General features: G+C 69.7%; 10 protein-coding genes. 3 read left to right on the forward strand and 7 right to left on the reverse strand.

Annotated features, from left to right (window positions below; all coding sequences use genetic code 11):
- Positions 1-84 precede the first annotated feature (84 nt).
- Positions 85-1,851: a proteasome ATPase gene (arc, locus tag OG580_RS06550; RefSeq protein WP_267042682.1), complete on the reverse strand. Its 1,767-nt coding sequence runs from the start codon at positions 1,849-1,851 to the stop codon at positions 85-87.
- 241 nt (positions 1,852-2,092) lie between these two features.
- Here arc and OG580_RS06555 point away from each other — a divergent pair, with 241 nt between their 5' ends.
- A complete protein-coding gene (locus OG580_RS06555) occupies positions 2,093-2,404 on the forward strand; it encodes a ferredoxin (RefSeq protein ID WP_267042683.1) in 312 nt (103 codons plus the stop codon).
- 4 nt (positions 2,405-2,408) lie between these two features.
- Here OG580_RS06555 and OG580_RS06560 read toward each other — a convergent pair whose 3' ends face one another.
- The 3 genes from OG580_RS06560 to OG580_RS06570 form a co-directional block, all read right to left on the reverse strand.
- On the reverse strand, positions 2,409-2,993 hold the full coding sequence (locus OG580_RS06560) for a hypothetical protein (RefSeq protein ID WP_267042684.1): 585 nt from the start codon (positions 2,991-2,993) through the stop codon (positions 2,409-2,411).
- Positions 2,994-3,318: 325 nt separating this feature from the next.
- Complete coding sequence (locus OG580_RS06565) at positions 3,319-4,206, reverse strand: tRNA (adenine-N1)-methyltransferase (RefSeq protein ID WP_015032448.1); 888 nt, start codon at positions 4,204-4,206, stop codon at positions 3,319-3,321.
- An 18-nt stretch (positions 4,207-4,224) separates the two neighbouring features.
- Entirely contained in the window at positions 4,225-5,358 is a 1,134-nt protein-coding gene (locus OG580_RS06570) for a site-2 protease family protein (RefSeq protein ID WP_267047921.1), read from the reverse strand.
- Positions 5,359-5,538: 180 nt separating this feature from the next.
- On the opposite strand from OG580_RS06570, the gene OG580_RS06575 reads away from it, so the two are divergent.
- Entirely contained in the window at positions 5,539-6,441 is a 903-nt protein-coding gene (locus tag OG580_RS06575; RefSeq protein ID WP_267042685.1) for a PD-(D/E)XK nuclease family protein, read from the forward strand.
- 81 nt (positions 6,442-6,522) lie between these two features.
- Entirely contained in the window at positions 6,523-7,197 is a 675-nt protein-coding gene (locus tag OG580_RS06580) for a response regulator transcription factor (RefSeq protein WP_267042686.1), read from the forward strand.
- A gap of 88 nt (positions 7,198-7,285) precedes the next feature.
- Here the strand turns inward: OG580_RS06580 and OG580_RS06585 are convergent, their stop codons facing one another.
- The 3 genes from OG580_RS06585 to OG580_RS06595 all read right to left on the reverse strand — a co-directional run bounded on the left by OG580_RS06585 (position 7,286) and on the right by OG580_RS06595 (position 11,695).
- Positions 7,286-8,866 carry an ABC transporter substrate-binding protein gene (locus OG580_RS06585; RefSeq protein ID WP_267042687.1) on the reverse strand — a complete coding sequence of 527 codons (1,581 nt, stop codon included), beginning with the start codon at positions 8,864-8,866 and terminating at the stop codon, positions 7,286-7,288.
- Positions 8,867-8,943: 77 nt separating this feature from the next.
- A complete protein-coding gene (locus tag OG580_RS06590) occupies positions 8,944-10,533 on the reverse strand; it encodes an ABC transporter substrate-binding protein (RefSeq protein ID WP_267042688.1) in 1,590 nt (529 codons plus the stop codon).
- 463 nt (positions 10,534-10,996) lie between these two features.
- On the reverse strand, positions 10,997-11,695 hold the full coding sequence (locus tag OG580_RS06595; protein ID WP_267042689.1) for an HAD family phosphatase: 699 nt from the start codon (positions 11,693-11,695) through the stop codon (positions 10,997-10,999).
- Between the last annotated feature and the right edge of the window lie 14 nt (positions 11,696-11,709).

Below are 11,709 nucleotides of genomic sequence, written 5' to 3' on the forward strand. Positions count from 1 at the left end.
AAACCCCGGCTGCCGGGGAAATGCTGGACGGAATGCGACGGCTGCGGATGCCCGGTCTCCGGACATCCGCAGCCGGTACGCGTTTTACAGGTACTGACCGGTGTTGGCCACCGTGTCGATGGAGCGTCCGGTGTCCGCGCCCTGCTTTCCGGTGACGAGCGTACGGATGAACACGATCCGCTCGCCCTTCTTTCCGGAGATACGGGCCCAGTCGTCGGGGTTGGTGGTGTTGGGCAGGTCCTCGTTCTCCTTGAACTCGTCCACGCACGCCTGGAGGAGGTGGGAGACGCGGATGCCCTTCTGGTTGTGGTCGAGGAAGGCCTTGATGGCCATCTTCTTGGCCCGGTCGACGATGTTCTGGATCATCGCGCCGGAGTTGAAGTCCTTGAAGTAGAGGACTTCCTTGTCGCCGTTGGCGTACGTGACCTCGAGGAAGCGGTTCTCCTCGGATTCCGCGTACATCTGCTCGACGACCGACTGGATCATTCCGTGGGCCGCGGCGGCCTTGGAGCCGCTGTGCTCGGAGATGTCGTCCGTGTGGAGCGGCAGGGTGGCCGTGAGGTACTTCGCGAAGATGTCCTTCGCGGCCTCCGCGTCCGGACGCTCGATCTTGATCTTGACGTCGAGCCGGCCGGGTCGAAGGATCGCGGGGTCGATCATGTCCTCGCGGTTGGAGGCACCGATGACGATGACGTTCTCCAGGCCCTCCACGCCGTCGATCTCGGCGAGCAGCTGGGGGACGATGGTGTTCTCCACGTCCGAGCTGACACCGGATCCGCGGGTGCGGAAGAGGGATTCCATCTCGTCGAAGAAGACGATGACGGGGGTGCCCTCGCTCGCCTTCTCCCGCGCACGCTGGAAGACGAGGCGGATGTGCCGCTCGGTCTCGCCGACGTACTTGTTGAGGAGTTCGGGGCCCTTGATGTTGAGGAAGTAGGACTTCCCCGCGGGCTGGCCGGTCACCTCGGCGACCTTCTTGGCCAGGGAGTTGGCCACGGCCTTCGCGATCAGCGTCTTGCCACAGCCTGGCGGGCCGTAGAGCAGGATGCCCTTGGGCGGTCGGAGTTCGTGCTCCTTGAAGAGGTCGGGGTAGAGGTACGGAAGCTCGACCGCGTCGCGGATCAGCTCGATCTGGTTGCCCAGACCGCCGATCTTCTCGTAGTCGACGTCCGGGACCTCTTCGAGGACGAGCTCTTCGACCTCGCTCTTGGGGATGACCTCGTACACGTAGCCGGACCTGGCGTCGAGCAGCAGGGCGTCGCCGGGGCGGATGGTGACGTCCAGCAGAGGCTCGGCGAGCCTCACCACCCGCTCCTCGTCGGTGTGCCCGACCACCAGGGCGCGCTCGCCGTCCTCAAGGATCTCCTTGAGGGTGACGATGTCCCCGGCACGCTCGAACTCCATGGCCTCGACCACGTTGAGCGCTTCGTTGAGCATGACTTCCTGGCCACGCCGGAGCTCTTCGAGCTCGACGCTGGGGCTCACGTTCACCCGGAGCTTGCGGCCCCCGGTGAAGATGTCGCACGTGCCGTCCTCATTGGCGTGCAGGAAGACACCGAAGCCGGCCGGAGGCTGTGCGAGCCGGTCGACCTCCTCCTTGAGAGCCACGATCTGGTCGCGGGCCTCACGGAGCGTATGGGCGAGCCGCTCATTCTGAGCGGACACGCCGGCCAGGTTCGTCTGCAGCTCGACGATCCGCTCTTCGAGAATCCTCGTGTGTCGCGGAGAGTCGGCGAGCTTGCGGCGCAGGACGGCGATTTCCTGCTCGAGATAGGCAACCTGACCGGCGGGGTCCTCAGACCCTCGTCCCGGCCGGATGCCGCGGTTGATGTCGTCGTCGTGGGCTGCCACGGTCCTCACCTCCTCCAAGGGGAGCTGGACGCTTCCTGACCCTACCTGCGTGGGTGGTGATTGAAACCCCTAGATCAAAAAGACTCCGGGCTGTGTCCGATCTTCACCCTTGCGCTTCCCCTCTCGCCAGCTGAATACCCACCCTTCACCGTCTGAAAGCGGGCGGTTGTATCGTCGTCATTGGTCAACACCCGTCAGAGGTGGCCCGACTTACCCGCGAGAAGCAGAAACGGCAGGAGAAATGACCGTGCAGAACGAGGCCCCGGCCAAGGGCGCCGGAGAGGCGCTGGAGGTCTGGATCGATCAGGACCTGTGCACCGGGGACGGGATCTGCGCGCAGTACGCTCCCGAGGTCTTCGAGCTGGACATCGACGGGCTCGCGTATGTGAAGAGCGCCGACGACGAGCTGCTCCAGGACAACGGGGCGACGACCCCTGTGCCCCTGCCGCTGCTTCAGGACGTGGTGGACTCCGCGAAGGAGTGCCCGGGCGACTGCATCCACGTGCGCCGGGTCGCGGACAAGGTCGAGGTCTACGGCCCCGACGCGGAGTGACGGGTCAGGCGCTCCGCGCCTCGTCACGGGTGGCGCGGACGAAGGCGCCACCCTCCCAGGCCCAGCTGACCTGCTCCTTCTGGTCGGGGCAGCAGCGGGGTACGTCGAGGGACGAGTAACCGAGCAGCGTGGCGTGCACCGCTCCGTCGCGTACGGCGAGCTCGGCGACGTTCTTGTGCTGGTCGGGCGCGACGAGCGTGGCGACGACGCGCGCGGGGGCGTCCGCGCCCTTGCCCCGGGTGAGGACGTAGACGCCGCTCGGCGGCGTGCCGGAGCCGGCTTCGCAGTGCACGACCGCAACGGTCTCCGGGTTCCCGTCGCCGTCGAGGTCCCCGGAGGCGCGCTTCGCGATCTTGTGGGGGCCTCCCCCGCACTCCAGGGGGAAGTCGGCCGTGGCGGCCTCGGGAGCGGGCGCCGGGCGCGGGGCGACAGGGGTCGCGGTGGCGCCGGCGGGGCCGGGCTGGAGCAGTCCGGCGAGGGCGACGACGGCGGCGATCGCCGTGGCGGTGGCCAGCCAGTGGGTCGGCCGGGCGTGCGTGTGCGCGAGGTCGGGCAGGTCCGCGGGGTCCTGGGGAGCGGAGGGCTGCACGCGAGACGTCTCCTGTGGGGGTGGCGCGATGGGTTCTGGGCATCGTGCCATACGTCACAGGGCGACGGAACAGCCGGGGCCCGGCTGTGCGCGGCGAGTCCTCGCCGCGCACCCCGAGGGAATCGCTCCCCGCCCGACCGCGCGCCTCGGCGCTCCGCCACACGCCCCGTCCGTCGCACGCCCACCGTGTCTCGGCACTCCGCCACGCGCCTCGCCCGTCGCCCGCTCACCGCGCCTCCGGCGTGCCCCGAACATGAGGACGCCGCCGCCGAGTTCCCTCCCGTGGGCGGGAACTCGGCGGCGGCGCGCTGTGGATGTCGGGACGTCAGCCCTTGTTGGGGCCTTCGTAGTCCTCGCCGTACGCGCCCTTCGCGGGGCGGCGACGGCGCATCGGGGGCTCCACGCCGTCCGCGAGGCGGCGGGCGGTGACGAGGAAGCCGGTGTGGCCGATCATGCGGTGATCGGGCCGGACGGCGAGACCCTCGACGTGCCAGTTGCGGATCATGGACTCCCACGGCTGCGGCTCGGCGTAGCAGCCGAACTCGCGGATGGACTCCACGGTGCGCGCGAGCTGGGTGGTGGTCGCCACGTAGCAGCAGAGGATGCCGCCGGGGACGAGGGCCTTGGAGACGGCCTCCAGGCACTCCCAGGGAGCGAGCATGTCCAGGATGACGCGGTCGACGTCGGTGTCGGACAGGTTGTCCTGGAGGTCGCCCACGGTCAGCTGCCAGGCCGGGTGGGGGCCGCCGAAGTAACGCTCGACGTTGCCCTTCGCGATCTCGGCGAAGTCCTCGCGGCGCTCGTAGGAGTGCAGCATTCCGCTGTCGCCGATGGCGCGGAGCAGGAAGCTGCTGAGCGAGCCGGAACCCACACCCGCCTCGACGACGCGCGCGCCGGGGAAGATGTCGGCGAAGGCGAGGATCTGTCCCGCGTCCTTCGGGTAGACCACGGCTGCGCCGCGGGGCATGGACAGGACGTAGTCGGGGAGCAGGGGGCGCAGCGCGAGGTAGGCGACGTTTCCGGTGGTGCGGACAACGCTGCCCTCGGGGGCGCCGATCAGTTCGTCGTGCGGGAAAGAACCCTTGTGGGTGTGGAAGTTCTTTCCCTCTTCGAGCGTGAACGTGTAGTGACGGCCCTTGGGGTCGGTCAGCTGAACCTGGTCCCCGACCTTGAAGGGCCCGCGTCGGCGGGCGGCACCGGTCGGTTCGGACATGTGAACAGAGTACCGGGGTTACGAGGACGGTCGTGCCATGGCCTTGACGAAGGCGCGCTCGACGTCGGTCGTCGCGAGGACACCGTAGATCTCGCCGGTCTCCTCGACGACCAGGTACTCCGTGGCGGGGCTGGCGCGGAGGTGGTCGAGGAGGGGCTGTCCCGCGAGTTCGGCGGGGACGCGCATCCCGTCGGCGAGGTCCTGGGTGAGGGCGCTGACGGCGACCCAGGGGCGGCGGTGCTGGGGGACGGCGGCGATGGCGGTCTCGCGGACGATGCCGGTGGGGTCGCCGCCGGGGTCGACGACGACGAGCGCGCGGGCGCCGGCCTCGTTGGCGCGGCGGAGGGCCTCGGAGAGCGGGGTGGCGGGTTCGACGGGGATGGCGCGCCGGGTGAGGGCGCGGGCGCGGAGCTCGGGGAGGTGCTCGCGGAGGCGGGCCATGCGGAGGCTGTTGCCGGCGCCGGTCCAGATGATCGCGGCCAGGATGGCGGCGAGGAGTGCGTCGGTGACGGTGTCGAGGCCGCTGATCTCGTCGGTGGCGTTGCCGAGGAGGCCGGTGCGGGTGAGCAGGGGCAGCCCGACGAGCACGAGGACGGCGAGGGCGCGGCCGACCCAGGCGGCGGCGACGGTGCCGCTCATGGGCTTGCCGGTGATCTTCCAGATGACGGCGCGGAGCATCCGGCCGCCGTCGAGGGGAAGGCCCGGGAGCAGGTTGAAGGCGGCGACGATCAGGTTGGAGATCATCAGGCCGGCGAGGAGGACGCCGGGGACGGTGCCGGGCTCGACGGCGTACAGGGAGAGGTAGAACACACCGGCGAGGACGAGGGAGAGGAGCGGGCCGACGAAGGCGAGGACGAATTCGCGGCCGGGGGTCTCGGTCTCCTTCTCGATCTCGGAGACGCCGCCGAAGAACTGGAGCTGGATGCGGCGCACGGGGAGCTTGAAGCGGAGCGCGGCGATCGTGTGGGCCAGTTCGTGGACGAGCACGGAGGCGTAGAAGGCGACGGCGAAGAAGAGGGAGACGAGGTACCGGGCGGCGCCGAGCTCGGGCAGGACCCGTTCGATCTGGTCGCCGAAGACCCAGGTGATGAGGGCGGCGACCAGGAACCAGCTGGGCGCGACGTAGACGGGCACGCCGAAGGGGCGGCCCATCAGGATCCCGCCGCCGGGCTCCTCGGTCCGCTGCGGCTTGGGCTCGTCCTGGTTCACGGGTTCCTTTCGTCGCGAGGCGTGACCCACGCCGGTGCGTCACGGTTCGATCATGCAGTGCGACGGGGTCTCAGGTCGATGGTATTCCGCTCGCTGTCGGTGGCGGGTCGTAGGGTCTCTGTCATGAGTACGAGCGAGCAGGTGCCGGCGGAGCCCCGGGCGCCCATGTCGTTGTCGCCGTCGCGGGCGAACGATTTCATGCAGTGTCCGCTGCTGTACCGGTTCCGGGTGATCGACCGGCTGCCGGAGAAGCCGAGCGCGGCGGCGACGCGGGGCACGCTGGTGCACGCGGTGCTGGAGCGGCTCTTCGACGACGCGGCGGCGGAGCGGACGGTTCCGCGGGCCAAGGCGATGGTCCCGGGGCAGTGGGAGCGGCTGCTCGAGTCGAAGCCGGAGCTGGGCGAGCTGTTCGCGGAGGATCCGGAGGGGGAGCGCCTCGCGGGCTGGCTGGGTGAGGCGGAGCGGCTGGTCGAGCGGTGGTTCACGCTGGAGGATCCGACGCGTCTGGAGCCGGCCGAGCGTGAGCTGTTCGTGGAGACGGAGCTGGATTCGGGGCTGCGGCTGCGCGGGGTGATCGACCGGGTCGACGTGACGCCGTCGGGTGACGTGCGGATCGTCGACTACAAGACGGGCAAGGCGCCCCGGCCCGAGTACCGCGAGGGCGCGCTGTTCCAGATGACGTTCTACGCGCTGGTCGTCTGGCGGCTGAAGCGGGTGCTGCCGCGGCGGTTGCAGCTGGTCTATCTGGGCAGTGGGGACGTGTTGACGTACGACCCGGTGGAGGCGGACCTGCTGCGGGTGGAGCGGAAGCTGCTGGCGCTGTGGGACGCGATCCGGCTGGCGACGGAGACGGGCGACTGGCGGCCGCGGCCGACGAAGCTCTGCGGCTGGTGCGACCACCAGGCGGTCTGTCCGGAGTTCGGTGGGACTCCCCCGGTGTATCCGCTGAAGATCGTCTCCGCGCGCCCGCCGGAGTCGGGCGAATCCGGGCAGGGCAGAATGGACCCGGCGCCGCCCGCCCCGTGACCTCGGCCCGTCTCCCGGGTTCGTCCGTCACTCGACCTCAGCTCATCCCTTGAGCTCAGCCCGCCCCGTGAAGGAGCCCTTGTGACGATCCGCGTCCTCCTGGTCGACGATCAGCCGCTGCTGCGCACCGGCTTCCGGATGATTCTGGAGGCCGAGCAGGACATCGCGGTGGTGGGCGAGGCCGGTGACGGTCTCCAGGCTCAGGAGCAGGTGCGCGCGCTCCAGCCCGACGTGGTGCTGATGGACATCCGTATGCCGCGGATGGACGGCGTGGAGGCGACGCGGCAGATCACCGGTCCTGGCCGGGACGGCCCGGCGAAGGTACTGGTGCTGACCACGTTCGATCTGGACGAGTACGTGGTGGAGGCGCTGCGGGCGGGGGCGAGCGGCTTCCTGCTGAAGGACGCCCCGGCCAACGAACTGGTGCAGGCGATCCGTGTGGTGGCGGCGGGCGAGGCGATGCTGGCGCCGTCGATCACGCGCCGGCTGCTCGACAAGTACTCGGCGCATCTGCCGACGGGCGAGGAGCAGGTGCCGGGCGCGCTCGCCACCCTGACCGACCGCGAGGTCGAGGTGCTGAAGCTGGTGGCGCGGGGCCTGTCGAACGCGGAGATCGCGGCGGACCTGTTCGTCAGCGAGACGACGGTGAAGACGCACGTGGGCCATGTGCTGACGAAGCTGGGGCTGCGGGACCGGGTGCAGGCCGCGGTGTACGCGTACGAGAGCGGTCTGGTCCGGCCCGGCGGTCAGCAGTAGCGCCGTCCCGGAGCGGGAGTACGGCGGAGGGCCCGGTGCGCGTGTCGCGCGCCGGGCCCTCTTCCGTACTCGTCGTCCCAGGGCTGTGTCAGCCCTTCTTCAGCTCCCAGAAGCGGAAGACGGTGGAGGCGTCGAGGGTCCATTCGAGGCCGGTGACGTCGTCGCGGGCGACGGCGTACTGCTTGCCCTGCCAGAGCGGGAGGACCGGGAGTTCGTCGGCGACGATGTCCTGGAGCTTCCCGTACTCGTCGGCGGTGGCGGCGCGGTCGGCGGTGGCGGCGGTCTTCGGGAGGACGCTGCCGGTGATGGTGGCGTTCTCGTAGTGGTTGCCGAGGACGTTGCCCTCGCCGAAGAAGGGTGCGGTGAAGTTGTCGGCGTCGGGGTAGTCGGGGACCCAGCCCTTGACGTAGACGCCGTACGTGCCGGCGGCGATGTCCTTCTCGTACTGGTCGTAGGCGACGGACTTCACGTCGGCGTCGAACAGGCCGCTGTCGTTGAGCTGGCCGGCGATGGCCTTGAGCTCCTGGTCGGTGGCAGGGCCGTAGCGGCTGGGCGTGGACCAGAGGGTGAGCTTCACCTTGCCGGTGATGTCGGCCTCGCGCAGCGCCTTCTTCGCCTTCGCCTTGTCGGGGGCGCCGTAGGTGTCGAAGAAGGCGGTGTTGTGGCCGGCGATGCCCGCCGGGACGATCGAGTAGAGCGGCGTTGCCGTCGACTTGTAGACGTCCTCGACGAGGGCCTCGCGGTTGACGAGGTGGGCGATGGCCCGGCGGACGCCGAGCTTGCCGACGACGGGGTCCTTCATGTTGAAGACGAGGTGCTGGACCTCGGCGCTGCTGCCCTGGACGACCTCGATGCCCCGGTCGTCGGTGGTGTCGGAGGCTTCGAGGGCGGCGACGTCGCCGGCCGAGAGGCCTCGGTAGGCGACGTCGATGTCTCCGTCGGCGAGGGCCTTCGAGAGGGCCGCGCGGTCGCCGCGGTAGAGCTTGAGGGTGACTCCGCCGTTCTTGGGCTTGGCGGTGCCCCGGTAGCCGGAGTTGGCGGAGAAGGTGGCCTCGGTCTCGCTGAAGGAGTCCAGCTTGTACGGGCCGGAGCCGGTGGCCTTGCCGTCGGTGCGCAGGGCGTCGGCGGGGTACTCGCGGTGGTCGACGATGGAGCCGGCGCCCGACGCGATCTTGCTGGGGAAGGTGGCGTCCGGGACCTTGAGCCGGAAGACGACGGTCCGCTCGTCGGGGGTCTCGATGGAGTCGATGGTGGCGAGCAGCGGCGCCGGACCGGAGGGGTCGGCGATCTTGAGGGCCCGCTCGAAGGAGAACTTGACGTCCTCCGAGGTGAGCTTGTTGCCGTTGGAGAAGGTGAGGCCTTCCCGGAGGGTGCAGGTGTAGACCTTGCTGCCCGCGGCGAAGGCGCACTGGTCGGCGGCCTCGGGCTCGGGCGCGGAGCCGCCCTTGGGGAAGGCCAGCAGGGACTGGAAGACGTTGTTGAACAGCAGCCAGGAGCCGGGGTCGTAGCCGGCCGCCGGGTCGGTGGCGAGGATCTCGTCCGACATGCCGACGCGGACGCCGTCGCCGGAGGCGGAGCCTCCGCCCTGCTCGGTGCCGCAACCGCTGAGGAGGGCGGCGGACAGCCCCGCGGCGAGCGGGGCCGTCAGCCACTTGGTGTGTGCCTTCACAGAACTTGCCTCTTGATCTCTTGCCAGGCCGGCCGCGCGCTGGTGCGCGGCCGGTGTAACCGATCCAGTCGAGGGGGTTATGCGGTGCCGCGGCCCAGTTCCCAGAGCAGCAGGTCGGAGGACGTGTTGAGCGCGTACTCGACGCCGGTCAGGTCGTTGCGCGCGGCGACGTACTGCTTGCCCTGCCACAGGGGCAGGACGGGTACGTCGCGGGCGACGATCTTCTGGATCTGCGCGAAGACGGGGCTCGCGGCGGTGCGGTCCGCCTGGCGGCGGGAGCGCGGGATGAGCTGGTCGCGGACGACCTTGTTGACGTACGGGGTGTTGAGGAAGTTGTCGCTGTCGAGGAACGGAGCGATGTAGTTGTCGGGGTCCGGGTAGTCCGGGAACCAGCCGAGGCCGTAGACGGCGTAGTCGCCGCGCTTCTGGGCGGGGCGGAAGGTGGACCACTCGGCGCCGCGGACGGTGGCGTCGAAGAGTTCGCTGGCGATGAGCTGCTTCTTGATCGCCTCGAACTCCAGGGCGGTCTCGGCGCCGTAGTGGTCGGTGGTGTAGTTCAGCGTGATCTTGACCGGGGTCTTGACGCCGGCGTCCTTGAGGATCCGGGCGGCGCGGCCGGTGTCCGGCTCGCCGTACTCGTCGAAGAAGGGGGTCGCGTGGCCGGTGATGCTGGAGGGGATCAGCGAGTAGAGCGGCTCGGCGGTGGGGCCGTAGACGAGGTTGACGAGGGCGCCGCGGTCGATGACGGCGGCCATGGCCTGGCGTACGGCCTTCTCCTGGACGGAGGGGTCCTTGGTGTTGAAGCCGAGGTAGCGGATCTCCAGGCCGGGGACCTCGGTGACGGTGATGCCGTCCTTGGGGGTCTCGGTGAGGTCCTTGATCTGCTTCTGCGACAGGGAGCGGGCCATCATGTCGATGTCGTCGCTCTCCAGGGCCTTGCCCATGGCGCCCGCGTCGGCGAAGGCGCGGAGTTCGACCTTGTCGTTGCGCGGTTCGATGTCGCCCTTGTACTTCGGGTTCCGGGTGAAGACGAAGCGGGAGGCCTTGTCGCCCTCGCGCTCGACCGACATGGTGTACGGGCCCGAGCCGTCGACCTCGAAGCCGTCACGGAGCTCCCCCGCGGCGTACTTGTCCTTGCTGAGGATGCCGGCGACCGGGGTGGAGAGCTTGTACGGGAAGGTGGCGTCGGGGGACTTGAGGTGGAAGACGACCTCGTCCGCGCCCTTGGTCTCGACCGTGTCGACGTTGGCGAGGAGCGCTGCCGTCCCGTTGTCCGACTTGATCTTCAGGACGCGCTCGATGGAGTACTTGACGTCCTCGGCGGTGACCGGCGTGCCGTCGGCGAAGCTGAGGCCCGAGCGGAGCTTGCAGCGGTAGCTCTCGCTGGCCTTGTCGGAGAATCCGCAGCTCTGGGCGGCCTCGGGGACGGGCTCGCCGCCGCCGCGGGGCACGTGCAGCAGGGTCTGGACGGTCTGCCGCAGGATGTTCCAGGTGCCGGTGTCGTAGGCGAAGGCCGGGTCGAGGGGCGCGGGGGCGTCCTCGGTCGCGATGAACTGGTCCGTGGTGCCGACGACGATGGCTCTGCCGTCCTCGGCTCCGCCACAGGCGGCGAGCAGGGGGGCCAGCAGTACGGCCGCGGCGGGCAGCACCAGGGTCTTGCGGTTCATCAGGGACGTTCTCCTCATCCGGCACGGGGATACAGAGGTCTGGGACACTCCGCCGCCGGCCGCCCGGTCGGGGCGGGAGCGATCGGGCCGGGTGTTGCGATCGGTCCTGTGTTCACGGCGACTTGGGTGTGCGCCGGTGCACGCGGTTATACGGCGAAGTACTCGCGAAAGATTAGTCGTCGGCGCCGCTATTGCCGGACCGGGACCGGGTACGGGAGTAATCGCACGGTGAGCATGAATGCGGTCGGCTCGATAGTCATGCGTCGCCACGATGCGGACGCGGGCCACCGAATCGGGACACATGGGATCGATGAAACCGGCCGATTTCGGGCGCCGAACGCCCGCAGGCCACTCACCGGCGGGTACTCTGCGTGACGAAGGTCACGCGGAGGCCGTCTCGGTGAATGGCCTGCGGGATATCCGCGCGCGAAAGCGCATTCAGTTGGGAAAGCTCAGATAAAGCTCAGATTCCGGTGATCAAGGTACGCAGGAAGGGGACGTCGACTTCTTCCAGGGAGCGCACGACGACCCGGCCGGGGGAAGGCGCGATCGGGGCGACGGAGGGCACCGCGACGACCCGGCAGCCCGCCGCCTCCGCGGCCGCCACACCGGTCGCCGTGTCCTCGATGACGGCGCACAGCGCGGGGTCGGCGCCCACACCGCGCGCGGCCGTCAGATACGGCTCGGGGTGCGGCTTGGTGCGGACGACCTCGTCCCCGGCGACGGTGAGGGCGAACCGGTCGCGACCGAGCGAGGCCAGGATCCGGTCGATGATCCGCCGGTGCGAGGCGGAGACCAGGGCGGTGGGGATGGAGTGCCGGGCCAGTTCGGCGAGGAGGCGCTCGGCGCCCGGCATGAGCGGGACGCCCCGGGTGATGCGCTGCTCGAACTTCTCGTTGAGCAGGACGGTCAGCTCGGCGAGGGTGATGTCGGCGCCGGTGGACTCGATGAGGTAGCCGGCGCTACGGGTCATCGGACCGCCGACCACGATGTCCCGCCAGGCCTCGTCCAGCCGGTGCCCGAGGTCGGCGAAGACCTCGACCTCGGCGTCCCACCAGAACCCCTCCGTGTCGACGAGGGTCCCGTCCATGTCGAGGAAGACCGCCTGCAGCGCGGAGCTTCCGTTCGTACGGAACAGGGACGCGGGGACCGTACTGGTCATCCGGCACACCTTCC

Source organism: Streptomyces sp. NBC_00094 (assembly GCF_026343125.1).
Classification (GTDB): Bacteria; Actinomycetota; Actinomycetes; order Streptomycetales; family Streptomycetaceae; genus Streptomyces.